A 25,295-nucleotide genomic window follows, 5' to 3' on the forward strand; every position below is an offset into this window, starting at 1 on the left:
GGAATGAGACGGTATACGCGGGTTTCAGGCGCGCGAGCCCGAGCCTCCAGGCGGCGGAAGGGTCAGGGCGCGAGATGGCCCCGGGCAACGGAGGCGGCGACGAGCCCGGCGGCGTACTCGCCGAGCGTGGGCGAGCCCTCCTCGATGAGCCGCACCTTCTCCATCACCTGACGGGCGGTCACCTTGTAGAGCGACCAGGTGCCGCCCTCGTTGTGATGGTTCGCGATGATCGGTGCGAGCCGGTCGAGCGCCCGGGCGAACCTCGCCTCCGGCGTACGCCGCTCCTCGAACTCGTCCCACAGGGCCCGCAGGCGCGAGCCCTGATCCTCGGGGAGCAGCCCGAAGATCCGGTCGGCCGCCGCGAGTTCGAGGGCGGCCTGTCCCTCCACCGCGACGGCGTCGTAGATGAAGGTGTCGCCGGCGTCGATCTCCACGATGTCGTGGACGAGCAGCATGGCGACCACCCTCGCCATGTCGGTGCCGGGAGACGCGTGCTCGGCCAGGGTCATCGCCATCACGCCCAGATGCCAGGAATGCTCGGCGTCGTTCTCCCGGCGCGACCCGTCGATGAGAGAGTTCCGGCGGATGACGCGCTTCAGCTTGTCGATCTCGGTGTGGAAGGCGAGCTGGGACTGCAGCCGTTCGTGGATGAGGGCGGTCGTCACCCGCGCAAGCCTAACCGGTCGCCGTCGTCTTCCGCCTGATCCGCGAGCGCGTGCCGCGCCGGGGCGTGCGGCGGTGGTGACCCGGTGTCACGGTGACATGGCGTCACGGTGTGACGGTCACCGCGTCACGCGCGGAAGAGGCGGCCGACCTCCTCCAGCTCCTGGACGAGGTCGAAGCGTGGATCGCGATACTGCCGGGCACCGAAGCCGGTGCGGCTGACGGTCCACCTGAGCTCGCGGGCCCACCTGTCCTGCTCGGCGCACAGGGCGAGGTCGGCCGTCGTCATCCGGCTTCTTAGCAATGAGAACCAGGCGGCACCGGGGGGATTCATGGAGACTCCTTCCGGATGGGTGCCAAGCGGAGATCTCGTCGTGCTGGGTTCGTCGTCTTGCGTTCGTCTCCTGGTGTCAACGAACGGAGAGCGCGCTCCGCGCCCGGAACGGCCCTGTTGTGTCACGCGCACCCGAGGCGGTCGGCGCCCATGCCTCAGGAACGGGCCGGGCGCGTGCCCCGGGTGGGAAATCGGGCTCCGGAAACATCCCGCCGGCGACCGCCGGCGTCCCCACCGTCCGGGAGACCTTTCCCGTATCGATCGTGACCCAGTTCACATTCCGCTGCAATACTTGGCGAAAAGAAATCCGCAACAATCTTCTGCCGATGCAGTGCAACTTTCACCGTAATTTTCACTGCAACTCACATCGGCCGGCGAGGTATCTTCGGACAGGGCGCCCCGCACCCGCGCGGCCCGCTCCACCGGACGAAGGAGGTCGGCCGGGATGCCCGAGCACGGCAGTCCCACCGTCCGGCGGCGGCGGCTGGGGCAGGAGCTGCGCCGGCTGCGTGAGCGCGCCGGCATGACGGGCGACCAGGTCGCGACCCGGCTCGGCTGGTCGGCCGCGAAGATCAGCAGAATCGAGACGGCACGCACCTCGCCTCGCGAGAGCGACGTTGAGGCGCTGCTGGTGATCTACATGGTAGATTCGCGCCAACGCCAAGAGCTGCTCGCCCTGCACCGGGACGCGACCCGGAAGGGCTGGTGGGAGGACTATCGCGACTCCCTGCCCAAGGAATACACGACGTTCCTTGGCCTGGAGGCCGAAGCCACGTCGGCACGCGACTGGGAACCCCAGGTGGTGCCGGGTCTGTTTCAGACCGAGGCGTACGTCCGCGCCATGATGGAGAGCGGGCAGCGGAGCACCCTTGAGGCGCCGGGCGGCGTCCGCAGCCGGATCGAGGTCCGGATGGCCCGCCAGCAGGCGGTTCTGCGGGTGGACAATCCGCTGGCCATCTCGGCCGTCGTCGAGGAGTCGGTCCTGCTGCGCCGGTTCGGCGGCGACGAGGTGATGCGGGAACAGCTCGGGCGGTTGATCGAGGTGTCTGAGCTGCCGAACGTCGAGTTGCGGATCCTTCTGCTCGACACGGCCCACCCGATCAACACCGGAGCGTTCAGCCACCTCAAACTGCCCGAGTTCCATGACGTCGTGTACCTGGAGGCACTCCTGGGCGGACGCCTGGTCGAGGACGAGACGATCGTCTACCGGTACGAGGTGGCATTCGACTACCTGGAGACGAAGGCCCTTGACGTGGACGCCTCCCGCAGGCTCCTGGAAAAAACTGTCCGTCATTGGCGATAGAGCCTCAAGACCGCCCCGGAAATCCGCGCGGAGAATCTCCGGGGGGAGAGAACACCTTTCATGAACTCGATTAACCTGTCCGGCGCAGCCTGGTGGAAGAGCAGCCGGAGCTCTAACAACTGCGCCTGCGTGGAGGTGGCCGTCCTGCCGGGCGGCCACGTCGGCGTACGCGACAGCAAGAACCAGGATGGTCCGGCGCTCGTTTTCACGCCCGCCGAATGGGACGCGTTCGTCGGCGGCGTCAAGGACGGCGAGTTCGACCTCTAACCGGTTTCTCCGGCCGCTTCTCTGACCGGTTCTCCGACCCGGTCACGGCCCCGTGTACGGCCCGTGTCCCACGCGGGCGCGAGCCGTACCCGGGCTTGTCCAGGCTTATTCGGGGTCTGTACGAGGGCGCGCGCACAGGGTGGCGGGGCCGGGCGAGAACCCGCGGGAGGCGCGGGCGGAACGGGAACCCGTCCTCCGCGGGACCGCGGGAGATGGCATGCTCAGGTGCCGTGAGACGTCTTCCCCTCGCCCCGGCCCTGTTCACCCTCCTCGCGTCCGCCCTCCTCGCCGCCGGTTGCAGCGCGGCGGAGAGCGAGTCCGTTCCCGGCGCGTCGCGGCAGGATCGGCAGGAGACGACGACCACCTCCGCGTCGTCCCCCAAGCCGCAGCGGCGGCCCTACACGATCTCCTTCGCCGGGGACGTGCACTTCGAAGGCGTGCTCCGCAACCGGCTGAACGCCGACCCGCGCACCGCGCTCGGCCCGATCGCCGCCGTGCTGCGCAGGTCGAACCTCACCGCGCTCAACCTCGAGACCGCCATCACCACCGGCGGCACTCCCGCCCCGGGCAAGCAGTTCACCTTCCGCGCCCCGGCGACGGCCTTCACCGCTCTCAAGGCCGCCGGAGTCGACGTCGTGACGATGGCCAACAACCACGGCATGGACTACATGGAGAGCGGCCTGCGCGACACGCTGGCCGCCATCAAGTCGTCGAAGTTCCCGGTCATCGGCATCGGTGCGAACGAGACCGAGGCGTACCGGCCCTATCGCAGGACGGTCAACGGCAACCGCGTGTCGATCATCGGCGCCACCCAGGTGCTCGACGAGCAGTTCATCCAGTCCTGGACCGCCGCGGGTGACAAGGCCGGGCTCGCCTCCGCCAAGAACGAGCCGCGCATCCTGCGCGCCGTACAGCAGGCCCGCAGGAACAGCGACACCGTCATCGTGTTCCTGCACTGGGGCGCCGAACTGGTGAAGTGCCCGACACCGGTGCAGCGCGGCCTGGCGGACAAGCTCGTGGAGGCGGGAGCCGACGTGGTGGTGGGTAGCCACGCGCACATCCTGCTGGGCGGCGGCTACTCCGGCCAGGCGTACGTGCAGTACGGCCTCGGCAACTTCGCCTTCTACAACTGGGGTCCGCAGACCGGGACGACCGGCGTGCTGACCCTGACCATCAACGGGAGGAAGGTCCTCAAGGACCAGTGGACCCCCGCTCGGATCAACGGCGGCGTGCCCGTTCCGGTCACCGGCGGCGCCGGGGAGCAGGCGGTCGGCGCGTACCGGGCGCTGCGCGGCTGCACCGGCCTGTCGGCCGCGCCGCAGGACTCGTGACCGCCACGGCACCGGAATCTCGCCGCATTTCCGGCGAGTGACCGCTAAGCCCTGACCGCGGGCCGTGAAACAGGCAAGATGGGTGGGTGTCCAGCCGAGTGGTGTGGGAGATGGGCGATCCCGTCGTCGAAGGCCGGGGTCCCAGGGGTGGTGAGATGATGTCGCCGCGCTCGTCGCATGCCGGAGAGCCGCTGCGGCGGCGGCCCTCACAACGTCGCAGCGCCCGCAGGGTGGAGCGGATGCTCGACGCCTGCGCGGAGCTGCTCGACGAGGGCGGGTACGACGCACTCACGACCACCCGGGTCGCCGAACGGGCCGGAGTGGCCATCGGCTCTGTGTATCAGTTCTTCCCCGACAAGCGGGCGCTCAGCCAGGCGCTGGCCCGGCGCAACGTGGAGTCGTTCGCCGCGCGGGTCGGGCGCCGCTTCATGATCGAGGACTACACCGGCTGGTGGGACGCGGTCGACGCCATCATCGACGAGTACGTCGAGATGCACCGGACCGTGCCGGGTTTCCGCTCACTACACTTCGGCGACGTCTTCGACCTCGACCTGCTCGACTCCGTCGCGGACAACAACACCGTGATCGCCGGACGCCTACGGGCGCTGCTCCTGACGGAATTCGGGCTGGCCGACGGCGAGGATTTGGACCGTGCCATTCTCGTCGCGGTCGAGGCGGGAGACGCGGTGCTCAAGCTCGCCTTCCGTCACGATCCGCACGGCGACCCGGTGATCGTGGCCGAGGCGAAGCAACTCGTACGCGGATATCTCTCCCGGCAGCTCGCCGCCGCCGAGTCGCGCCGGCGGTGACTCACTCCCGTGGACGGGCGGGATCGGACGAGGACGGGGCCTGCGGCCCGGTCACGACGCGCGGGTTGACGACGCGCGGGTTGACGACGTGCGGGTTGACGGCTCGGGGGTAGATCGCAGGAGGGTCGGCGGCGCCGGGGGTGGCGGCGCGGAGGTTGCCCACGCGGGCGCCGGTGATGCCGGGCACCTCGATGGAGGGCCACAGTCCCGGCGTGTTGACCGGCACGTACGCGGTGTTCTCCCATGACCGGGTATGGGTGCGCGGGGGGATCATGAGCTGGCGCGCATCGTCGTCCTCGGCCTGAATCGACGATCGCCGGCCGGACTCACCGGTGCGGCACCGCAGGGCGGCGGGCTCGATCGTGAGCTCCATCATCCGCAACTGCGCCTGCAGCCGGGCGAGTTCGGCGCGAGCCTGCCCGAGCGCCTCGTACTGCGCCGTGAGGTATCCGGCGACACCCGGGACTACGGCGGCGAGCACCGTTGCGGAGGCGAGAGTCAGGATCACTCGCTTGGACATGCTGGACGCTCCTCGCCAGGGCTCGAATGCGCAGGCGTGGTGCGATATGCCCGTCTATCTGCGGAGAAAAGCGCATAGTAGCGGAAGGTCTACTAATCGTTGCTTCGTCAATGCCTCGCGTTGCCCTGCGAAACCAGGCTCGGGTCGGTAGCCTCGGCTCTGTGGCACATGTGACAAATGAGCAGGTGGACCGTCTGCTCGAACAGGCCCTGCTGCTCGATGACCATGGTGCCCTCGCCCGTCGCCTCGACGCGCTGGCCCAGGGGTACGAGTCGGGCGAGATGTCGAGGGCGGCGATCCTCATGCTCGCGGCGGAGGAGTGGCGCCAGGCCGGCCAGCCGGCCGCCGCACTCGACCGCTACCAGGGCGCCATCGAGGACGGCGGAGAGGTGCCGGTGGATCCACGCGCCGGCATCGCCGACACCCTGTTCGAGCTGGACCGGCCCGACGAGGCCAGGGCGCTGATCGCCGCGATCCGGACGGGTGACTGGAATCCGGCCACCGCGCTCACCATCGCCGAGACCCTGGTCGCGTACGGCGACGCGGAGGCGGCGCACGACTGGGCCACCGAAGGCATCCGCGCCTGCGGCCCCACCGGGTCGGGCATCCGCGACTCACTGCTGCGCACCCGTTACCGCATCCGGGTCGATCTCGGGTTGCCCGAGGACGACCTCGACGCCCTCCTCGACATCACCCGCTGAGCAGCCGGCCGCCTCACTCCGGAGCGCCGCGAACGACCCGGTGACAGCCGCCTGTGAGCTCCGGCGTTGTCGGCGTCCCGGAGACGACGTGGCACGGCCACCCCAGTGGAACGCTGTGGACGGCCGCCGACAGCGGTCGCCTGCGGGCATCGGTGGCGCAAGGGTCCCGGGAACGGGAAGGGGGCCGTGTGTCACGATCCCTGGAGCCGGCGCGCCGAGGGCGGCGGTGGTAGCGGTCGCCTGCCGGCATCGGTGGCGCAAAGGTCCCGGGAACGAGAAAGGGGCCGTGTGTCACGGCCCCCTTTGTCGTATGCCGGGTCAGGGCAGGATCTTGTTCCCGGTCGCGGCGGCGAAGTCGGTCACCCCGTGCGTGCCCGTCGCCCTGGTGAGGGCGGCGGGGGTGGTGATGTCGCCGCCCTGCGGATGCGCGGCGGTCCGGGGATACTCGCGCGGCTGGAGACGCGGAATGCGCCTGCCGCCCACCGACTCGGGCTGGACGGCCGGTGCGACGTTCCTGCCCTGTGCCGCCCTGCCCTGTGCTGCTCCGCCCTGGCCGGCGGCCTGGGACCTTCCGGCGTGGGCCGGCGCGGCGGCGTCGTCGCGCTGACGCCTGTGCCCGGCCCCGTTCTTCCGCTCGGTCGCCGTCCCGGTGTCCTCCTGAACCGCGTTCGCCGGCCGTCCTGCCTGGTTCTCCGGCGTCCCGGCCCCGTTCGGCTTGTGCGGATGGTGCCTGCGGTGCCGGTGCTCGCGCGGGAAGGTCTCGGTGCTCTGCTCCTGACCGGAGGCGCCGCTCTGGGAACTGGTGCTGACGGAGCTGGTCCGCGGCGTCAGCCCGGCCTGCCCGGCGGGGCGGGCGGCGGACCCCGGACCAGCGGGGTTCCGCCCCGCAGAGTTGTTCGCGGCCGGGTTGTTCGCGACCGGGTTGTTCGCGGCGGGATTGTGAGCGGCGGGATTGTGAGCGGGGTGGTTGTGAGCGGGGTGGCTCTGCCCACCGGCGTTCTGCCCGGTGAGGCCCTGGGTGCCGAGGTTGTGCGCTCCGCGCTTCTGCCCGGCCCGGTCCAGCCCGGCCTGCTCCTGCCCGGCCCGGTCCTGCTCCGATCGGTCCTGAGGGGAGCGGCCCCGCGACTCCACGCCCTGGGCGGCGTTGCCCGCCTCTCCCTCCGGCCTCGGGTGCCGGTGCGCGCGCGGCCGTCCCTCGGTGAGGGGACGCATCCCCTCCTGCGCGGCCGGCTCGCCGGGTAGCCCCTGCGCCGCCTGCGGCGGGCAGGCCGCGTCCGGGGCGCCGGGCCTGGCGGGCGCGACGGCGAGGAGCGGAACGGCGCTCCTGGCGGGGAGCAGCGTGCCGGAGTTCGCGAGGGGCGCGGCGGCCGGCACCCTCGACCCCACCAAGGCCGCCGCCGGCGCCATGAGCGACCTCGCGGGCGACGAGAGAGCCGAGGCGCCCGTGGCGAGAGGCTTCGTGGCCGACGGGAGCGCGGACGTGCCGAGGGATATCGGCTTCGCCGGTGACGGAGCGGCGGCCAGGCCGACGGGGAGAGACTTCGCGCCGCCGACCGTGCCGGGCACCCCGGGAAGGCCTGCCGCGCCGGGAACACCGGCAGCGCTGCCGCCGACCGCGCCGGGCACGCGGACCGGCGCGCTCCCGGCCGCCGGCGCGTTGGCGGCCCTCGGCACCAGGCCCGTCAGCGTCCTGGCGGACGACGTGCCCGGCAGCGCCCGAGGAGCCGTCAGGGCCGGCAGGACGGGACTTGCCACCGCCCCCGGAACGGCGGGGTCGGGGCCGGGCCTGCCGGGAAGCGAGCGGTGTCCCTGCCCGGCGGCGGATCCGGCGGCGTCCGCGATGCTCAGCACGCCCGCCGCCGGGGCCAGGGTGGCCGGAACGCCCCGCTCGTCCCGGTCGGTGACCTCGCGCCGCGCGCTCTCGTGGCGCGCGACGTCGCGGCCGGTGACGCCGTGGTCCGTGACGTCGTGGTCCGTGACGTCGCGGTTTTGGGGACGGCAGGTGTCGGACGACGCGCCGTCCTTCGCCATCGCCGTGCCCCAGGTCAGCCAGCTCACTCCGGCGGTGACCGCCGCGAGTGCCGCGCACCGCCCTCGAATACTTCGTGATGTCCTGGACATCCACGTCCCCCTGATCGCGTACGGTAGTCCGACGAACGCCGAACGTAGCAGCGGGGGAAAAGAGCGGGGCGCGCTTGCCGCAATGGTGGAGAAGACCTTACCGAGCAGGCCCGATCGTCAGCGTGTCTCCCGCCTCGTCGAAGTCGACGATTACCTCGTCACCATCCCGGATGGATCCCGACAGCAGTTCCTTGGCGAGCCGGTCGCCGATCGCCGACTGGATCAGGCGGCGCAGCGGGCGCGCGCCGTACAACGGGTCGTAGCCGGTCAGCGCGAGCCAGTCCCGGGCGGCGGGGGTGACCGTCAGCCTCAGCCGCCGGTCGGACAGCCGCCTGGCGAGCCGGGCGATCTGCAGGTCCACGATCTGCGACAGCTCCTCGGTGCCCAGCGCGTCGAAGACGATGATGTCGTCGAGCCGGTTGAGGAACTCGGGCTTGAACGAGGCCCGCACCGCGTTCAGCACCGCCTCGCGCTTGCTCTCGGCCTCTATCGTGGGATCGACGAGGAACTGCGAGCCGATGTTCGAGGTGAGGATCAGGATCGTGTTGCGGAAGTCGACCGTGCGGCCCTGCCCGTCGGTGAGCCGGCCGTCGTCGAGCACCTGGAGCAGGATGTCGAAGACCTCGGGGTGGGCCTTCTCGATCTCGTCCAGCAGCACCACCGTGTACGGCCTGCGGCGTACGGCCTCGGTGAGCTGGCCGCCCTCCTCGTATCCGACGTATCCGGGCGGTGCGCCGACCAGGCGGGCGACGCTGTGCTTCTCGCCGTACTCGCTCATGTCGATGCGGGTCATCGCCCGCTCGTCGTCGAACAGGAACTCGGCGAGCGCCTTGGCCAGCTCGGTCTTGCCGACGCCGGTCGGGCCGAGGAACAGGAAGGAGCCGGTCGGCCGGTCGGGATCGGCGATGCCGGCCCGGGCACGCCGTACGGCGTCGGAGACGGCCTGCACGGCCTCACGCTGGCCGATGAGGCGCCTGCCCAGCTCGTCCTCCATTCGCAGCAGCTTGGCGGTCTCACCCTCCAGCAGCCGCCCGGCGGGGATGCCGGTCCACGAGGAGATGACCTCGGCGATGTCGTCGGGGCCGACCTCCTCCTTCACCATCGGTTCGGCCCCGGCCTCCGCCGACTCGGCGGCCCTGGTGGCCTCGGCGAGCTCCTTCTCCAGGCGGGGGACGTCGCCGTACATGACCCGGGACGCGGCCTCGAAGTCGCCGTCGCGCTGGGCCCGCTCGGCCGCGCCGCGCGCCTCGTCGAGCTGCTTCTTCAGCTCGCCGACCTTGTTGAGGCCCGCCTTCTCCCGCTCCCACCGGCCGACCAGCGCGTTGAGGTCCTCCTGGCGGTTGGCCAGCTCCTCGCGGAGCTTCTCCAGGCGCTGGCGGCTGGCCTCGTCGGTCTCCTTCGCGAGCGCGAGCTCCTCCATCTTCAGGCGGTCCACGCTCCGCTGGAGCTGGTCGATCTCCACGGGCCGCGAGTCGATCTCCATGCGCAGCCGCGACATCGACTCGTCCACCAGGTCGATGGCCTTGTCGGGCAGGTAGCGCGCGGTGATGTAGCGGTCGGAGAGCGTAGCGGCGGCGACCAGGGCGCTGTCGGAGATCTGCACCTTGTGGTGGGCCTCGTAGCGGCCCTTGAGCCCGCGCAGGATCGCGATCGTGTCCTCGACGGTCGGCTCGCCGACGTAGACCTGCTGGAAGCGCCGCTCCAGCGCGGGGTCCTTCTCGATACGCTCGCGGTACTCGTCGAGCGTGGTGGCGCCGATCATCCGCAGCTCACCGCGGGCCAGCATGGGCTTGAGCATGTTGCCCGCGTCCATCGCGCCCTCGGCCGCGCCCGCGCCGACCATCGTGTGCAGTTCGTCGATGAACGTCACGATCTGGCCGTTGCTCTCCTTGATCTCGGTGAGCACGGCCTTGAGGCGCTCCTCGAACTCGCCGCGGTACTTCGCGCCCGCGACCATGGCGCCGAGATCGAGCGCCACGAGACGCTTGTTGCGCAGGCTCTCGGGCACGTCGCCCGCGACGATCCGCTGGGCGAGGCCCTCCACCACGGCGGTCTTGCCGACGCCGGGCTCGCCGATCAGCACGGGGTTGTTCTTGGTGCGGCGCGACAGCACCTGGACGACCCGGCGGATCTCGCTGTCGCGGCCGATGACCGGGTCGAGCTTGCCCGCCCGCGCCGCCTCGGTGAGGTCGACGCCGTACTTCTCCAGCGCCTGGTAGGTGTCCTCCGGCGTCTCGCTGGTCACCCGCGCGTGCCCGCGGACCTTCTCGAACGCCTCCAGCAGCGCGTCGGGGGTGGCGCCCACGCCCCTGAGCAGGTCGGCGACCTGCCCCCCGTCGGTCGCCAGCCCGACCAGCAGGTGCTCGGTCGAGACGTACTCGTCTTCGAGCTGCTTGGCCCGCTGCGCCGCCGTGTTGATCACGGTCAGCAGCTGGCGTGAGCTGGACGGCGCGCTCACGGTGGAGCCCTGCGCCTTGGGCAGCCGGCCGAGCAGCTCCTCGGCCTGGGCGCGCAGCCTCGCCGGGTCCGCGCCGACGGCCCGCAGCAGCGACGCGGCGATGCCGCCGTTCTGCGCAAGCAAAGTGGTCAGGAGGTGGGCGGGCGCGACCTCGGGGTTGCCGTCGGCCGCGGCGCGGCGCACGGCCGCGGACAGGGCCTCCTGGCTCTTCTGGGTGAACTTGTAGTCCATATGTCGATGCCTCGATTCCCCGTTAAGGCAGATGGCAGGTTGCAGGCAGGTGGCAGTTCAGGCGGGTGGCAGTTCAGGCGGGCGGCAGTTCAGGCGGGCGGCAGTTCGTAGCGGACCAGTGCCCGCACCATGGTGAGCTCACCCCGCAGCCGCGTGACCTCCTCACGCAGGCGCAGATTCTCGGTCTCCAGTTCGAGAATCCGCTTGATGCCGGCGAGGTTGATGCCGTGCTCCTGGGAGAGCCGCTGGACCTCGCGCAGCAGCACGATGTCCCGGGTGGAGTACAGCCGTCCCCGCCCCGCCGTACGGCCGGGGCTGACGAGGCCGAGCCGGTCGTACTGGCGGAGCGTCTGCGGATGCAGCCCGGAGAGCTGGGCGGCCACGGAGATCACATAGACAGGGGTGTCGTCGGAGATGTCGAAAAACCTGGCATCCATCGGCTCACTCGCTTCTGGCCTGCTTGATCAGCTCTTCGCGGAGGTCCGGCCCCTCGGTCGCGTTCCTGAACTCCTCAAGGGCCGCGCGGGCCTTGTCGTCCAGGTTCTGCGGCACCATCACCTGGACGGTGACCAGCAGATCGGCCTTGGTGCCGTCCTTGCGCGGGGCCCCGCGCCCCCGCACCCGGAAGGTCCGCCCGTTCGGCGTCCCCTCGGGGATTCGGAGGGTCACCGGCATGCCCTTCAGCGTCGGCACCTTGATCTCGGCGCCGAGCGCGGCCTCGGGGAAGGTGACGGGGACCGAGACGGTCAGGTTCTCCCCGCTGCGGCCGAACACCGGGTGCGGCTTCACGTGGACCAGCACGTAGAGGTCGCCCGCCGGGCCGCCGTTCTCACCCGGTGCGCCCTTGCCCTTGATCCTGATGCGCTGGCCGTCGCCAACCCCGGCGGGAATGCGGGCCTGGATCGTGCGGGTGCTCTTGCCGCGCCCGCTGCCCTCGCAGACGGGGCAGGGGTCGTCGACCACCAGGCCCCGGCCGCGGCAGTCGCGGCACGGCTCGGAGAAGGCGAAGTTGCCGAGGTTGCGGCTGGCCGCCCCGGTTCCCTCGCAGGTCGGGCAGACCCTCGGCGTGGTGCCGGCCTTCGCCCCCGTGCCGCCGCAGGCCGCACAGGCGGACGAACTGGTGAGCCGGAGCGACACCGTGGTGCCGTCGACCGCCTCGCCGAAGGCGAGCGTGACCTCGGACTCGACGTCCTGGCCGCGCCGTGGCCGGCCGGTCGTGGTGGTCGTGCGCGGGCCGCCGCCCCGGTTGAACAGGCCGCCGAACAGGTCCCCTATCCGTTCGCCCGAACCGGAGCCCCCGAACAGGTCGCCGAGGTCGAAGTTGAAGCTGCCGCCGCCGGGCCGCTGACCCCCCGCGCCGGTGAACCCGCCCACGCCGGACCCGAACAGCGTGCGCGCCTCGTCGTACTCCTTGCGCCGCTTGGCGTCGGAGAGCACGTCGTAGGCCGCGGAGACCTCCTTGAACTTCTCCTCGGTCTGCTTGTTGCCGGGGTTCGCGTCGGGGTGGTACTGCCGGGCGAGCTTGCGGTACGCCTTCTTGATTTCCTCGGCGCTCGCGGTCTTGGGCACACCAAGGACGGCGTAGTAGTCCTTTTCCAAGTAGTCCTTGGTGCTCATCTATCGCTTCCTTCACACGAAAGGGGAGTGACTGAGGTCTCTCCCGATCCTTCCCGATCGGGAGAGACCCCCGGCTGTTCAGTTCTCGTCGGATCCATCGGCGGCGCCGGAGTCGTCCGCCGCGTCGCTCGGCGCCTCCTCCTCGCTCGGCTCGGCGACGGACACCCGGGCCGGGCGCAGGATCCGGTCGTTGATCCGGTAGCCCGGCTGGAGGATCTCGACGCACGTCGGCTCGGTCACCTCCGCCGAGTAGCTGTGCAGCAGGGCCTCGTGCACGGTCGGGTCGAAGGGGTCGCCCTTCGTGCCGTACGCGGTCAGGCCCAGCTTGCCGACGGCCGCCTCCAGCGACTCGCTCACCTTCGCGAAGCCGCCGGTGAGCTCACCGTGGTCGCGGGCGCGCCCGATGTCGTCCAACACCGGCAGCAACTCGGCGAGCACGCTCGCGACGGCCTGCTCCTTGACGGTGATCCGGTCGCGCTCGACCCGCTTGCGGTAGTTGCTGAACTCCGCCTGCAGCCGCTGGAGATCCCCGGTGCGCTCCGCGAGCAGGTCCGCCGCGGACCCCTCGGCCGCCGCGACCTCCGGCTCCTCGGCGACGGAGGCGGACTCCGCCTGCGCCACGCCGTCGTCCGCCGTGGTGGCCTCGCGGGCCCTGCCGGTCTCCGGGTCGATCTTGCGGTTGTCGCGGATCACCGGCTCCTCCTGGGAACCGTTCTCACGCGGGCTCACTTGCTGCCGCCCTCCCGCTCGTCGTCGACGATCTCGGCCTCGACGACGTCGTCGTCGGCCTTCGCCTGCTGGCCGGTCGCGCCGGCGTCCGCGCCGGGCGCGGCGCCCTCGGCTCCGGCCGCCTGGGACTGAGCGTAGATCGCCGAGCCCATCTTCTGGCTGACGGTGGCGAGCTTCTCGGCGGAGTCGCGGATGACGGCCGTGTCGGTGCCCTCCAGCGCCTTCTTGAGCTCGGCGAGAGAGTCGTTGACCTCGGTCTTCACGTCGGCCGGGACCTTGTCGTCGTTCTCGCGGAGGAACTTCTCCGTCTGGTAGGCCAGCCCGTCCGCGTTGTTGCGGACCTCGGCGTCCTCACGGCGCTGCCGGTCGTCCTCGGCGTAGGACTCCGCCTCGCGCATCATGCGCTCGATGTCGTCCTTGCCCAGGGCCGAGCCGCCGGTGATGGTCATCGACTGCTCCTTGCCCGTGCCGAGGTCCTTCGCGGACACGTTCACGATGCCGTTGGCGTCGATGTCGAAGGTGACCTCGATCTGCGGGATGCCGCGCGGGGCCGGGGCGATGCCGGTCAGCTCGAAGGTGGCCAGCTTCTTGTTGTAGGCCGCGATCTCGCGCTCGCCCTGGTAGACCTGGATCTGCACCGACGGCTGGTTGTCCTCGGCCGTGGTGAAGACCTCCGAGCGCTTGGTCGGGATCGTCGTGTTCCGCTCGATGATCTTGGTGAAGATCCCGCCCTTGGTCTCGATGCCGAGGCTCAGCGGGGTCACGTCGAGCAGCAGGACGTCCTTGACCTCGCCCTTGAGGACACCGGCCTGGAGCGCGGCGCCGATGGCGACGACCTCGTCCGGGTTCACGCCCTTGTTCGGCTCCTTGCCGCCGGTCAGCTCCTTGACCAGCTCGGAGACGGCCGGCATGCGGGTCGAGCCGCCGACCAGCACCACGTGGGCGATGTCGGAGACCTTGACGCCCGCGTCCTTGATGACCTGGTTGAAGGGGCCCTTGCAGCGTTCGAGCAGGTCGGCGGTGATCCGCTGGAACTCCGCCCGGGTCAGCTTCTCCTCCAGGTGCAGCGGGCCCTCGGAGGAGGCGGTGATGTAGGGCAGGTTGATCGTGGTCTCGGTCTGGGCCGACAGCTCGATCTTCGCCTTCTCGGCCGCCTCGCGCAGGCGCTGGAGGGCCATCTTGTCCTTGGCCAGGTCCACCCCGTGCGCGTTCTTGAAGCGCGTCACCAGTTCGTCGACGACGCGCTGGTCCCAGTCGTCGCCGCCGAGGTGGTTGTCGCCGCTGGTGGCCTTGACCTCGACGAACCCGTGCCCGTCCTCCTGGCCGACGTCGAGCAGGGACACGTCGAAGGTGCCGCCGCCGAGGTCGAAGACCAGGATGGTCTGGTCCTTCTCCTTGTCCAGGCCGTAGGCCAGGGCCGCGGAGGTGGGCTCGTTGATGATGCGCAGCACGTTGAGGCCCGCGATCTGGCCGGCCTCCTTGGTGGCCTGCCGCTGCGAGTCGTTGAAGTACGCGGGAACGGTGATCACCGCATCGGTGATCTTCTCGCCCAGGTACGCCTCCGCGTCCTGCTTGAGCTTCTGCAGGACGAACGCGCTGATCTGCTGGGGCGTGAACTTCTTGCCGTCGATCTCGACGGTCCAGTTCGTGCCCATCTCACGCTTGACCGAGCGGATGGTGCGGTCGACGTTGGTCACCGCCTGCCGCTTGGCCACCTCGCCGACGAGGACCTCTCCGTTCTTCGCGAACGCGACCACGGACGGCGTGGTCCGCGAGCCCTGCGCGTTCGCGATGACCGTGGGCTCGCCGCCCTCGAGAATCGAGACGACGGAGTTGGTCGTCCCCAGGTCGATACCTACCGCACGTGCCATGAGTACGTCCTTGTAGTCAAAGTTGAGTCGGTCAGACTCAAATATTGGACCCGATCCGGGATCCTGTCAAACGTCTTGAGTCTACGAGGCTCAACCCTGGGGCGCGCGGATTTAGTCCCCCGCATGCGCGATTCCGTACCCCGCCCGCGCCTTGCCCCATCCAGGGCGAAGCTCACGGCCCGCCTTCGGCCTACTTGGCGCCGTCCACGACCTTCCGGTCGCCGAGAGGGGACTCGAGCCGCACCTGCGTGGTCTTCTGGATGGCGATCGCGATGCAGACGGCGTCGGGCGAGCGCCGGTCCTGCCCCTCGTACACGGTGACCGTCACCTCGCGCGCGGTCTCCTTCACGTCGACGTGATCGAGCACCTGGCAGGGCTCCACCCCCGACCACCACACGACGTCGAGGGAGCGGCCGCCGCCCGCGGCCGTGGCGCTCTCCCACGGGACCGCGCGCGTGTTCAGGGTGGGCCCGGCCGGGGTCACGGGAGACGGGGAGCCGGCGGGCACGACCATCCCCGGCCCCGGCGGAGCCGACTGAGGACCCGTTTCGGCGCCGGCGGGGGAGCCCTCCGGCTGCTCGGGGTGGGCCGAGGTGGAGGAACCCCCTCCGCAGGCGGCCGCCAGGAGGACGGCCAGGAACAGGAGGACCATGAGCCAGAGCTTTCTCATGCCCTTTACACGGCTGTCAAGCACCGGTGGTTCACCAGCGCCCACCGCCGGGACTCACCTTGATCGCGTGACCGAACAGCACAACCTGCCCGACCCCCGCCGTTCGGTGTTGCCGTCATGCGGTCGCCTTACGTGATGGGTAACCGAGCCAGAAGGCGGCGCACGACCACGTGTCGGCGTCGGCGGTCGAGCCGTCGTGCGGCAGGACCTCGGTCGGCGCGATGTAGCCTTCGCCTGGCTCCAGTCGGATCCGCAGGCACCGCAGTGGGTGCCCGCCCGTGACGTAGGCGCGGACGTCGTCGGTGTGCGGCAGGTGCCCGGCCTGATCGCGGCCCAGCGCGCGGCAGATGCCGGTGATCGTGCAGTCGCATACGAGCAGCCAGCGGGTTCCCGGGCCGAGGTTGAGGCACAGCCGCCGCCGGGAGCGCAGCCGGCCCGGGTAGGGCAGGCGGTCGAAGTTGTCGACGTGTAGCCCGATCCTCCGGCCGCCGTTGTGGACGTCGCAGGTGGTCGTCGCCTGCCCATGGAGGCTGTCGGCGCAGGCGAGCAGCTCGCGGGGCCAGCGCCCCTCCAGCGGGTCCAGCGCAGCCGCGTGGCGTCGGCGGCCGTCCAGGTCGCCGGGGTCGAACTCAGGCAGGCGGCGGGCGACCAGTTCGACCACCACGCCGGGCGGGGTCGCCGGGTCCGGCCGCAGGCGTTTCGCTTCCCGCTCGGTGAGCGGTTGCCAGTCCCCGGCAGGGACGACCGCGCAAGGGTGGTCATAGCCGGGTGCGTCACCCGCCAGGGTGACCGAGCCGATCTCGACCCGGTGGGCGATGGTGCCGAAGTCGTCGAACAGCAGCCGCATGGCCGCCTCCGGGGGTCAGGATTCGTTGAGGTCCTCGCCGAAGACCACGCCCAGCTCGGCTGCGACCGCCTGCGCGAGGCCGGGCATCTGGGACCGGTCGATGGTGACCTTCGTGAGCGAGGTGGCGCCGCGGACGCCGGACAGGTCGTTGCCGCGCAGGTCGCAGCCGCGGTAGGTGCCGCCGTCGAACGTGGTCTGGTGCAGGTCGCACCCGGTGAACGCCGCACGGGTCAGGTCGCAGGCGGTGACGGTCGCCTCCCGCAACGAGCAATCCGAGACGATTACCGGCCCGGACGTGCGCAGGCGGATGAGGGTGGCGTAGTCCAGGCGGCACCGCTCGAAGAGCACATCCTCCAGGACCAGGCCGTCCAGGGCGGCGCCCATGAGCTTGCAGTCGATGAACACGACTCGGGTGAGCGTGCTGCCGGACCAGTCCAGGCCGGACAGGTCGCAGCCGGAGAACTCCACGGTGTGCAACCGTGTTCCGCGCCACGTGGCGCGCTGCGTGGTCAGGCCGGTGACGCGGCCGTCGATCAGATGCGTCCCCGCCAGCGACAGCTCCCGCAGGCGCGCGGGACCGTAGCTGAACTCGATGACCTTGTCGCCGTCCAGCGAGCCGACCTCGGTCAGGTCGCCGACCTCCAGGCACGGGAGCGTGATGTGGGTGCCGCGCACGGTCGAGATGGTGTCCATGAATGCGTTTCCTACCAGGGTGGGGCCGGGCCGCGGGCGTGAAGGGATCACGCCCGCAACCCTGGGGTGGTCACTTGCTCCAGTTGTCCCAGGAGGCGCGGTTGTCGAACGTACCGCCCTGGTTGTCCCAGGACGCGCGGTTGTCGTGCGCGGCGTGCGTCCCGCGCGTGGCCTGGCCGTCGTAGCGGCCGACCAGGTCATCGACGAGGGGCGCGGTCGTGCTGGTCAGATGCTGGAGAGGGGTCATGCCGCGTACTCCTTCGTGGCGGTGTCCAGTGCGGTGATCAGGGCTTGCCGGGTGAGGCGGCAGAACGCCGTCTCGGTGCTGGTGAAGGTGCCGTTCTCGAAGTACCGGTTGCCTGCCTGCCCGCCGCGGCAGAAGTCCCAGAAGCTGCAGGTCTGCCGGCAGGCGTTCAGGCCGGTCATGAACTCGCGGACGTAGCGCAGCCGGTGCGCGGTGGCCAGGATTTCGGCCAGCGACCGGTGGTGGATGTTCCCAGCGACGAAGTCGCCGTACGCGGGGGCGGTGATGCCGGCGAGTTCGGGAGATATCAGGGCTACGTCGCCGTTCCAGGCGACGGTGGGGATGGGGTCGATACGGCGGGACTCCCACGCGTCGCGGTGCCCGCCGCGTACGAGGCGCAGGTACTCGGCGAGGCGGTGGATGTCCCGCAGCAGCGGCAGGTGGCCGGGCGCAGCCGACCAGTCCAGCACGCGCCGCCAGAACCGCTCCGCCTGCTCGACGCTGATCGGCACGGCCGCAGTGTTGGTGCCCTCCATCTCCTCGATGTTCAGCCCGATGGAGCCGGGTTCGAGGGCGGCGAGGAAGTCCAACATCTCCTCGGGGCGGTCGATGCTCTCCGGACCGACGACGGCGATAATCGAGAAGGGGATGCCGTGGTCGCGGAGCAGCGAGATACCGGCCAGGATCCGGTCGGTGGCGGGCTTGCCCCGATAGTCCACGCGTCGGCCGGTCAGAGCGGCAGGGCCGTCGATGCTAACGCCGACCCGCACCTGGTGGCGTGCGAGCAGGTCGCACCAGGCCGGGGTGAGCAGGGTCGCGTTGGTCTGCACGAAGTGCTGGACCCGACCGTCCCGGCGCAGGGCGTCGAATGGCGCCAGCATCTGCGCGAAGGCCTGCGTTCCGACGGTGAGGGGTTCCCCCGCATGCCACACCACGTCGAGCGTGCCACCGCCGAAGCTCAGGTCGGCTGCGGAGGTGGCCACCGCGTGAACGGTGGCGGGCGCCATTTGGTGGAGGCGCCGCCGCTGCGGCAGGTAGCAGTAGGAGCAGTCCAGGTTGCACAACGTCGTCGGCTGGAGGACGAGCGTCGCCGGCGGGCCGAACCACCGGTCGAACTCCGAGCGTTCGTCCACTTCGTTCTCCCTTGCTGAGATCAGGGATGGGGTTCGGTCCAGGCGTCCGAGCTGAGGGAGAGCCTGGGCCGGGGTGGTGCACCCGGCGGTAGAGGACGCTCGCGCCGCTGAATCGTTCATCATTGCCCGTCCACTGGCGCTGTCGGTTCGGGGCGGCTCGTAGCCCAGCAGCTGCGGAACCGCTCGCCGTGGTAGCGCCAGACGGTGAGGTCGCCCAGGACCAGGACGGCGGTCCCCCGGTTCGCGGTGATCCTGCCGCCGGGGATGCCGTGCCGTACGCCCAGGTCGTGCCGGAGCCCTTCCAAGGCGCGTACGGCCGCATCCGTAGGGGGCAGCGGGGGAGGCAGGGGTGCGGCGACGAGCCGGTCCATAGGGGATCTCCTGAGTGACGTCAGGTGGTAAGGCTCCCTTCCCGATGGTGACTGTCTGCGATGGGAAGAGTGCGCCACGTGCTTTGCTGTGCCATAGTCGCCATCGATCCCGGGGGAAACCAAGGCCTTCGTTCCGGCCAGCCGCAGTGGCCGGAACGGTCCGGAACCAGAACCAGGAGCTGGCATATGGCCTCTACTGGACGGCCCGCCGATCCGGTCGACCCGCACGAGTCGCCGTGGCACCTGCTCGGCGCGGAGCTGCGCAACTGGCGCAGGTTCCGGGGCCACGAAACCTTGGAGAGCCTGGCCAACGTGCTCCACATGGACGCCTCGATCCTCGGCAAGTACGAGAAGGCCAAGAGAGCACCATCAGCCGAAGTGGTGCGCCGCCTCGACGACCAGCTCAAGGCGGGCGGCGTCCTGACCGCGCTGCACGCCATGGTGACGGCCAGAAAGCCCGCCGGGGACTCGTCACAAGGCGCCGTCCCACCGCATGCTGACGACATGGACCTCACTCGCCGCCGCCTACTCGCCTCCATCGCCGCGGTGGGCGTCGCAGGCGCACTCCCACTGGACGCCGTCGAGCAGACCCGCCACGCGATGGCAGCGAGCATGGGCGGTGACCAGCTCGCCGACTGGGAGGAGACGGTCTGGGAGTACGGCCATACCGTGCTCCGGCAGCCCCCGGCGGCGGTACTGACCGACCTGACGCTGGATGCGCACGCTCTCCAGCAGGCCATCGTGCGCCGCCCGCCGGGCGATGAGCGTGGGTGGGCGCGGGTCAACGCCGCCATGGCGTTCCTCATGGCCCGCACCCTCGGGTTCTGCGGACAACCGAGGGAGGCGCGCCACTGGTGGCAGGCCGCCCGGCGCGCGGCGGACCTCGCCGCAGACGTGGACCTGCAGGCCGCCGCCCGCGGCTTCGACGCGACGCAGGCCCTGTATGCGGGACGGCCAGACGTCGTCGTCCTGCAACGCGCTGACGACGCCCTCCACGTGGCAGAAGGTCGCGCCTGCGCCGGCGCGGCCGAGGCACTCGCGATGCGCGCCCAGGCCGCGGCCGTCGCCGGCAGTAGCGACGTGGCCCTCCGGGAGCTCTACGCGCTGGAAGGCCTCGTCGACCACCTGCCGGACGCAGTCGTCGGCGACGCCGAAACGGCGTTCGGCTGGCCTGTCACACGGCTGCTGCACACTCGTTCGTACGTGCTGTCCCGGGTCGGCGATCTCCACGCCGCCTCGGCGGCCAGCGACGAGGCTCTGGCCGCCTATCCCGCCTGGGAGGTCCGGCACATCAGCCAGGTGGAGATGCACCGCGCGGTAACCGCGGTCCGCGACGGCGACATCACCCACGGCATCGGCCACGCCCGCGCGGTTCTGGAACGCCTCCCCGAGCACGACTGGACGATGTTCGTCCGGGTCACCGCGGCCGACGTCGCGCGCGCCGTCCCCCTCGGCGAAGCCAACCGGCCCCCGGTGGCCGCCTACCGGCAACTGCTCGCGCTCCCCTCCGCCCCCGCGCAGTAAGGAGTCCCACTGTGCTTGAGTACGCCCGTTCCGCCGGCGACGACGCCGCCAAGGCCCTGACCGAGGAGTACGCGACGGTCTACACGGAGGTGTACGCCGAGCCGCCCTACAACTCGGGGCCGCTGTTCAGCGCGGAGCGGTTCTTGGACCGCACCCGCAGACAGGTCGCCTCCGACGGGTTCGAGCTGGTGTCAGCGATCGATCGGGACTCCGGAAAGCTGGCGGGCTTCTGCTTCGGCCTGCATTTTCCCGCCGGGCGGTGGTGGGCGGGAGAGGCCACCGAGCCGCCCGCCGAAGTCGTGGCCGCACCGAAGGTAGCCGTCATCGAGCTGATCCTGCGGAGCCCCTACCGGGGGCACGGTTACGGGAAGCGGCTCCTCGGCGAGCTCCTGTCCGGCAGGGACGAGCCGTACGCCGTGCTCACCTCCGACCCCGCCGCACCGGCACACGCCATGTACGAGCGGTGGGGGTGGCAGGTCGCGGGAACCGTGCGGTCAGCGCCGGACGCGCCGCTGATGGACGCCATGGTGTTGGAGCACGTGAGCTCCTGTTGACAGTCGCCGCCGCAAGGGCGGATCGGCGTGGCGATCTCGGCTGGTCTGGTGAGCACATGACGTTTCACGCTCCGGTGGTTCATTGACGCGCGGGGCTGGTGGGCTTAATTTCATCACATGATGAATTCATCCGGCCCCGCGGTGGCCGTACGCGGTCTGCGGGTGTCCAGAGGCGGGGCCGAAGTGCTGCACGGGCTGACCTTCGAAGTGCCGCGCGGGCAGGTCACCGGGCTGCTCGGGCCGAGCGGCTGCGGCAAGACGACGCTGATGCGGGCGGTCGTCGGGGTCCAGGTCGTCTCCGGCGGGGAGGTGACCGTGCTCGGCGAGCCGGCCGGGAGCGCGGGCCTGCGGCGCAGGATCGGCTACTCGACGCAGAGCCCGGCCGTCTACCGCGACCTGACGGTGCTGGAGAACCTCCGCTACTTCGCCGCCGTGCTCGGGGCGCCGAAGGACGACCCCGAGCGGGTGCTGACCGAGGTCGGGCTCGCGGACGCCGCCCACCAACTCGGCGCCACCCTCTCCGGTGGTCAGCTCAACCGGGCCGGGCTCGCGGTGGCCATGCTCGGCCGGCCCGAACTGCTCGTGCTCGACGAGCCGACCGTCGGGCTCGACCCGGTGCTGCGGCAGGAGCTGTGGGCGCTGTTCCACCGCCTCGCCGGGCGCGGCGCGACGCTCCTCGTCTCCAGCCACGTCATGGACGAGGCCGCGCGCTGTGAGCGGCTGATCGTGCTGCGCCAGGGGGAGATCCTCGCCGACGACACCCCCGACGGCCTGCGCGGGCGCACCCGCACGTCCGATCTGGAGGAGGCGTTCCTGCGCCTGATCGCCGAGAGGGCCGCGGCATGAGCCTCGTGATCACTCTCGCCACCGCGCGCCGCATCCTGACCCAGCTCCGCCACGACAGGCGCACCGTCGCGCTGATGGTGCTCGTGCCGACGCTGGTGATGATCCTCCTCTACTACGTGATCGACGACGAACGGACCTTCGGCCGGTTCGCTCCGGTCCTGCTGTGCGTGTTCCCGTTCCTGGTGATGTTCCTCGTCACCTCGATCGCCACCCTGCGCGAGCGTACGTCGGGGACGCTGGAGCGGCTCATGGCGATGCCGCTCGGGCGGCTCGACCTCCTGCTCGGGTACGGCCTCGCCTTCGGCCTCGCGGCCTGCGCGCAGGTGGCGCTGGCGCTGGCGGTCTCCCTCACCTGGCTCGGCCTGGACGTCCCGGGCCCGCTGTGGCCGCTGGTGCTCGTCGCGCTGCTCGACGCCCTGCTCGGCACCGCGCTCGGCCTGCTGTGCAGCGCGTTCGCCCGTACGGAGTTCCAGGCCGTGCAGCTGATGCCGGTCGTCATGATCCCCCAGCTCCTGCTCGGGGGGATCCTCGTGCCGCGCGGCCGGATGACGCCCGTGCTCGAATGGGTCTCCGACGTCCTGCCCATGTCGTACGCGATCGAGGCCATGGCGCACGCCGCCGCGGATCCGGCCCCGGGCGGCGAGTTCTGGCGCGACGTGGCTCTGGTGGCCGGGTCGGCCGTGCTCGCGCTTCTCCTCGGCGCCGCGACGCTGCGCCGCCGTACGCCGTGAGCGGCGCCAGGGAACGGACGGGCCCCCGGCCTGTCGAAGACCGGGGGCCCGTCCGTGGGGGGTGTATCGGGGTGGCTTGAAGGGGAGGTCAGCGTTCGCCGGGCACCCAGTCGTCGATCTGGGTGGGCGCCGCGTTCAGCGCGGCGGCCCGGGCCGGCGGAACCGGGTCGGCGAACGGCGCGCAGTGCAGGTCCGGCCCCGGACGGCTCGCGGGCAGCGTGCCGTCGGTCAGGTAGGCCTTCCAGGCGTCGTCGACGCAGGCGTCGCCGCGCCCGGTCAGGCCGTGGTTGCCGCCGCCGTCCATGACGACGAGACGCGAGTTCGGGAAGCGCCGGTGCATCTCGACCCCGCCCTCGTACGGCGTGGCGGCGTCCTTGGTGTCCTGGAAGAACAGCGCGTTCTTGACGAGCCGGCCGTCGATGCGCTGCTCGTGCGCCGCCCGCACCGGCCAGAAGGCGCACTGCGCGTTGAACCAGGCGTTGCCCCAGCTCAGGAAGGGCGCGGCGCGGTACGACTGCCACATGTCGCGGTGCCACCTGGGCCAGTCGCGCGGCCAGGCCGCGTCGGAGCACTCGACGGCGGAGTAGACGGCGAACGAGTTGTCGTCGCCGCTGGAGTCGCCGTACGTGCCGTAGGCGGCGAGGAGCGGAGCGGCCTCACCGGCGGTCAGATACCTGGAGAGCGCGTTCGCGAGCAGCGGCCAGCGGCTCTTGAGGTAGCCGCCCGCGAGGTAGGTGTCGTCGAACTCGTCCGGCCCGACCCGGCCCTCCGCCGGGGTGTCCTTCAGCTTGGCGCGGGCCGCGTAGTACGTCTTCTCCACCTCGTCGCCGGTGGTGCCGAGGTGGTAGGTCGAGTCGTACGTCGCGATCCAGGCGAAGAAGTCCTTGGCGCGGCCCTCGAACGCGTGGTTCTGGTCGATGTTGGCCTCGTACCACACCCGCGACGGATTGACGATGCTGTCCAGCACGAGCCGGCGGACCCGGTTCGGGAACAGCGTCGCGTACGTCGCGCCGAGGTAGGTGCCGTAGGAGTAGCCGACGTAGCTGATCTGCTCCTGGCCGAGGGCCCTGCGGATCTGGTCCATGTCGTTGGCCGCGTCGGCCGTGGTCATGTTCCTGAGCAGGTCGCCGTAGATCCGGCCGCACGCCTGCGCGTACTTCTGGGAGCGCTGGGCCCAGGCCAGCTCCTCGGTGATGTTCGCGGGCACGTAGTCGGGCCGCACCGGGTCGGCGAAGTTCGGGTCGCAGCTCAGCGAGGGCTCGCTGGAGCCGACGCCGCGCGGGTCGAAGCCGATCAGGTCGTACTGCGCGGCGAGCGCGGGACCCAGCCGGGTCTGCATGACCGCCGGGTACGCGAGGCCGCTGCCGCCGGGCCCGCCGGGGTTGAACAGGATCACGCCCTGGTAGTGGGCCGTGTCGGTCGCCTTCCTGCGGGAGACCGCGATCTTGATCTTCTCGCCCTTGGGACGGCGGTAGTCCAGTGGCACCTCGATCTTCGTGCACTCGACACCCGTGGGCAGGCCCTCGCACTGGGTCCACTGCGGCGCCGGCGCCGGCGGCGCGTGCTCGGAACCGGGGGGTGCGCCGGCGGCGGGTGACGCGGCCAGCACGCCGCTCAGACCCAGGCCGGCGGCGGCCAGCGCAACGAGGATCTTCTTCACGGGCACCCCTTCGGCGCCGGCGGCCCCGTCGATGGAGCCGAGTTATGACACCTTCGGCCGATCATCCGGGCAAAAGAGTAGTAAAGCGACACTCGCCGTCACTTGGATGCAAAACCGCAACATTCACGGTGGGCATGGAATGACATGACGTGTCGGAGGCCGCCGGGCCGCGGCACGCCCCTCCGGCGGGATCGGTAAGCTGCGCGGAGATCCCGGCGAGTTCAGGAAGGCACAGGAATGATCGCGATTCTCGGGACCGGAAAGATGGGCGAGGCCCTGCTCTCCGGGCTGGTGCGCGCCGGTCGGCGGCCGGACGAGATCGTGGCGACGGCCCGCAGGCCCGAGCGGGCCGAGGCGCTGCGCGAGCGGTACGGCGTGCGGGTGGCGGGCAACGCCGAGGCCGCCAAGCTGGCCGAGACGCTCATCCTCGCCGTCAAGCCGCAGGACATGGGCGCGCTGCTGGCCGAGATCGCCCCGCACGTGCCCGCCGACCGGCTGGTGATCTCCGTCGCCGCCGGCATCACGACCGCCTTCGTGGAGGCCAGGCTCGGGGACGGCGTGGCGGTCGTCCGCGTCATGTCGAACACGCCCGTCCTGGTCGACGAGGCGATGAGCGTCATCTCGGCCGGGGCGCACGCCTCGGAGGAGCACCTCAGGCGCACCGAGGCGCTGCTCAGCCCGGTGGGCAAGGTGCTGCGGATCCCGGAGGCGCAGCAGGACGCCGCCACCGCGCTGTCCGGCAGCGGCCCGGCCTACTTCTTCTACCTCGTCGAGGCGATGGTCGACGCCGGGATCCTGCTGGGCATGCCGCGCGCCGCCGCCCTCGACATGGTCACCCAGTCGATCGTCGGCGCCGCGATCATGCTGCGCGACTCGGGGGAGCACCCGGTGATCCTGCGCGAGGCCGTGACCTCGCCCGGAGGCACCACGATCGCCGCCATCGCCGAGCTGGAACGGCACAAGGTCAGGGCCGCGTTCCTCGACGCGATCGAGGCCGCCTGCGAGCGCAGCCGCCGCCTCGCCTCCGGCTGACGCCCGCGAGCCCGGACGATACCGTTCTGGTATGA

26 protein-coding genes are annotated in these 25,295 nt (G+C 70.9%); 10 read left to right on the plus strand and 16 right to left on the minus strand.

Going from position 1 to position 25,295, the window contains the following annotated elements; all coding sequences use genetic code 11:
• Positions 1–62: 62 nt before the first annotated feature.
• Both OG344_RS11115 and OG344_RS11120 read right to left on the minus strand, forming a co-directional pair.
• Positions 63–665 (minus strand): HD family hydrolase, encoded by a 603-nt coding sequence (locus OG344_RS11115; RefSeq protein ID WP_405088140.1) that lies wholly within the window; start codon positions 663–665, stop codon positions 63–65.
• Positions 666–790: 125 nt separating this feature from the next.
• Positions 791–952 carry a hypothetical protein gene (locus OG344_RS11120; RefSeq protein WP_165900842.1) on the minus strand — a complete coding sequence of 54 codons (162 nt, stop codon included), beginning with the start codon at positions 950–952 and terminating at the stop codon, positions 791–793.
• Between the two features lie 490 nt (positions 953–1,442).
• Between OG344_RS11120 and OG344_RS11125 the strand changes: the two genes are divergently transcribed.
• The 4 genes from OG344_RS11125 to OG344_RS11140 all read left to right on the plus strand — a co-directional run bounded on the left by OG344_RS11125 (position 1,443) and on the right by OG344_RS11140 (position 4,707).
• The gene (locus OG344_RS11125) at positions 1,443–2,300 is read left to right on the plus strand and encodes a helix-turn-helix domain-containing protein (protein ID WP_405088141.1); all 858 of its coding nucleotides are present in this window, start codon (positions 1,443–1,445) and stop codon (positions 2,298–2,300) included.
• A gap of 60 nt (positions 2,301–2,360) precedes the next feature.
• A complete protein-coding gene (locus OG344_RS11130) occupies positions 2,361–2,567 on the plus strand; it encodes a DUF397 domain-containing protein (RefSeq protein ID WP_405088142.1) in 207 nt (68 codons plus the stop codon).
• 230 nt (positions 2,568–2,797) lie between these two features.
• Positions 2,798–3,898 carry a CapA family protein gene (locus OG344_RS11135; RefSeq protein ID WP_405088143.1) on the plus strand — a complete coding sequence of 367 codons (1,101 nt, stop codon included), beginning with the start codon at positions 2,798–2,800 and terminating at the stop codon, positions 3,896–3,898.
• A gap of 155 nt (positions 3,899–4,053) precedes the next feature.
• A complete protein-coding gene (locus OG344_RS11140) occupies positions 4,054–4,707 on the plus strand; it encodes a TetR family transcriptional regulator (RefSeq protein ID WP_405089072.1) in 654 nt (217 codons plus the stop codon).
• Between the two features lies 1 nt (position 4,708).
• On the opposite strand, the gene OG344_RS11145 is transcribed toward OG344_RS11140, so the two are convergent.
• Positions 4,709–5,227, minus strand: coding sequence for a hypothetical protein (locus OG344_RS11145; RefSeq protein ID WP_405088144.1), 519 nt, complete (start codon positions 5,225–5,227; stop codon positions 4,709–4,711).
• A gap of 161 nt (positions 5,228–5,388) precedes the next feature.
• Between OG344_RS11145 and OG344_RS11150 the strand changes: the two genes are divergently transcribed.
• Complete coding sequence (locus tag OG344_RS11150; protein WP_405088145.1) at positions 5,389–5,928, plus strand: hypothetical protein; 540 nt, start codon at positions 5,389–5,391, stop codon at positions 5,926–5,928.
• A gap of 318 nt (positions 5,929–6,246) precedes the next feature.
• Here the strand turns inward: OG344_RS11150 and OG344_RS11155 are convergent, their stop codons facing one another.
• The 12 genes from OG344_RS11155 to OG344_RS11210 all read right to left on the minus strand — a co-directional run bounded on the left by OG344_RS11155 (position 6,247) and on the right by OG344_RS11210 (position 18,913).
• Positions 6,247–8,049 carry a hypothetical protein gene (locus OG344_RS11155; RefSeq protein ID WP_405088146.1) on the minus strand — a complete coding sequence of 601 codons (1,803 nt, stop codon included), beginning with the start codon at positions 8,047–8,049 and terminating at the stop codon, positions 6,247–6,249.
• Positions 8,050–8,146: 97 nt separating this feature from the next.
• Complete coding sequence (clpB, locus tag OG344_RS11160; RefSeq protein ID WP_405088147.1) at positions 8,147–10,738, minus strand: ATP-dependent chaperone ClpB; 2,592 nt, start codon at positions 10,736–10,738, stop codon at positions 8,147–8,149.
• Positions 10,739–10,827: 89 nt separating this feature from the next.
• Positions 10,828–11,175 carry a heat shock protein transcriptional repressor HspR gene (locus OG344_RS11165; protein WP_117409136.1) on the minus strand — a complete coding sequence of 116 codons (348 nt, stop codon included), beginning with the start codon at positions 11,173–11,175 and terminating at the stop codon, positions 10,828–10,830.
• 4 nt (positions 11,176–11,179) lie between these two features.
• A complete protein-coding gene (gene dnaJ / locus OG344_RS11170; RefSeq protein WP_204285751.1) occupies positions 11,180–12,355 on the minus strand; it encodes a molecular chaperone DnaJ in 1,176 nt (391 codons plus the stop codon).
• Positions 12,356–12,433: 78 nt separating this feature from the next.
• Positions 12,434–13,084 carry a nucleotide exchange factor GrpE gene (gene grpE / locus OG344_RS11175; RefSeq protein ID WP_405088148.1) on the minus strand — a complete coding sequence of 217 codons (651 nt, stop codon included), beginning with the start codon at positions 13,082–13,084 and terminating at the stop codon, positions 12,434–12,436.
• Entirely contained in the window at positions 13,081–14,955 is a 1,875-nt protein-coding gene (dnaK, locus tag OG344_RS11180) for a molecular chaperone DnaK (protein WP_405088149.1), read from the minus strand. The genes grpE and dnaK overlap by 4 nt, the downstream gene beginning before the upstream one ends.
• Positions 14,956–15,145: 190 nt before the next feature.
• Positions 15,146–15,625: a hypothetical protein gene (locus OG344_RS11185; RefSeq protein ID WP_327049167.1), complete on the minus strand. Its 480-nt coding sequence runs from the start codon at positions 15,623–15,625 to the stop codon at positions 15,146–15,148.
• A gap of 115 nt (positions 15,626–15,740) precedes the next feature.
• Positions 15,741–16,472 carry a hypothetical protein gene (locus OG344_RS11190; protein ID WP_405088150.1) on the minus strand — a complete coding sequence of 244 codons (732 nt, stop codon included), beginning with the start codon at positions 16,470–16,472 and terminating at the stop codon, positions 15,741–15,743.
• Between the two features lie 15 nt (positions 16,473–16,487).
• Positions 16,488–17,165, minus strand: coding sequence for a pentapeptide repeat-containing protein (locus OG344_RS11195; RefSeq protein ID WP_405088151.1), 678 nt, complete (start codon positions 17,163–17,165; stop codon positions 16,488–16,490).
• Between the two features lie 70 nt (positions 17,166–17,235).
• A complete protein-coding gene (gene amcA / locus OG344_RS11200) occupies positions 17,236–17,412 on the minus strand; it encodes a multiple cyclophane-containing RiPP AmcA (RefSeq protein ID WP_405088152.1) in 177 nt (58 codons plus the stop codon).
• A complete protein-coding gene (amcB, locus tag OG344_RS11205) occupies positions 17,409–18,542 on the minus strand; it encodes a cyclophane-forming radical SAM peptide maturase AmcB (RefSeq protein ID WP_405088153.1) in 1,134 nt (377 codons plus the stop codon). The genes amcA and amcB overlap by 4 nt, the downstream gene beginning before the upstream one ends.
• Positions 18,543–18,661: 119 nt before the next feature.
• Entirely contained in the window at positions 18,662–18,913 is a 252-nt protein-coding gene (locus OG344_RS11210) for a hypothetical protein (protein ID WP_405088154.1), read from the minus strand.
• Between the two features lie 186 nt (positions 18,914–19,099).
• Between OG344_RS11210 and OG344_RS11215 the strand changes: the two genes are divergently transcribed.
• The 4 genes from OG344_RS11215 (at position 19,100) to OG344_RS11230 (ending at position 22,568) form a co-directional block, all read left to right on the plus strand.
• Positions 19,100–20,437 (plus strand): helix-turn-helix domain-containing protein, encoded by a 1,338-nt coding sequence (locus OG344_RS11215; protein WP_405088155.1) that lies wholly within the window; start codon positions 19,100–19,102, stop codon positions 20,435–20,437.
• 11 nt (positions 20,438–20,448) lie between these two features.
• Positions 20,449–20,991 carry a GNAT family N-acetyltransferase gene (locus OG344_RS11220; protein ID WP_405088156.1) on the plus strand — a complete coding sequence of 181 codons (543 nt, stop codon included), beginning with the start codon at positions 20,449–20,451 and terminating at the stop codon, positions 20,989–20,991.
• A 117-nt stretch (positions 20,992–21,108) separates the two neighbouring features.
• A complete protein-coding gene (locus tag OG344_RS11225; RefSeq protein WP_405088157.1) occupies positions 21,109–21,837 on the plus strand; it encodes an ABC transporter ATP-binding protein in 729 nt (242 codons plus the stop codon).
• Positions 21,834–22,568: an ABC transporter permease gene (locus OG344_RS11230; RefSeq protein WP_405088158.1), complete on the plus strand. Its 735-nt coding sequence runs from the start codon at positions 21,834–21,836 to the stop codon at positions 22,566–22,568. The genes OG344_RS11225 and OG344_RS11230 overlap by 4 nt, the downstream gene beginning before the upstream one ends.
• A gap of 88 nt (positions 22,569–22,656) precedes the next feature.
• Here the strand turns inward: OG344_RS11230 and OG344_RS11235 are convergent, their stop codons facing one another.
• Positions 22,657–24,228, minus strand: coding sequence for an alpha/beta hydrolase (locus tag OG344_RS11235; RefSeq protein ID WP_405088159.1), 1,572 nt, complete (start codon positions 24,226–24,228; stop codon positions 22,657–22,659).
• 237 nt (positions 24,229–24,465) lie between these two features.
• On the opposite strand from OG344_RS11235, the gene proC reads away from it, so the two are divergent.
• Positions 24,466–25,260: a pyrroline-5-carboxylate reductase gene (proC, locus tag OG344_RS11240; RefSeq protein ID WP_405088160.1), complete on the plus strand. Its 795-nt coding sequence runs from the start codon at positions 24,466–24,468 to the stop codon at positions 25,258–25,260.
• The last annotated feature ends 35 nt before the right edge of the window (positions 25,261–25,295 follow it).

It is taken from the genome of Microbispora sp. NBC_01389, from assembly GCF_045040095.1.
Taxonomy (GTDB): Bacteria; Actinomycetota; Actinomycetes; order Streptosporangiales; family Streptosporangiaceae; genus Microbispora.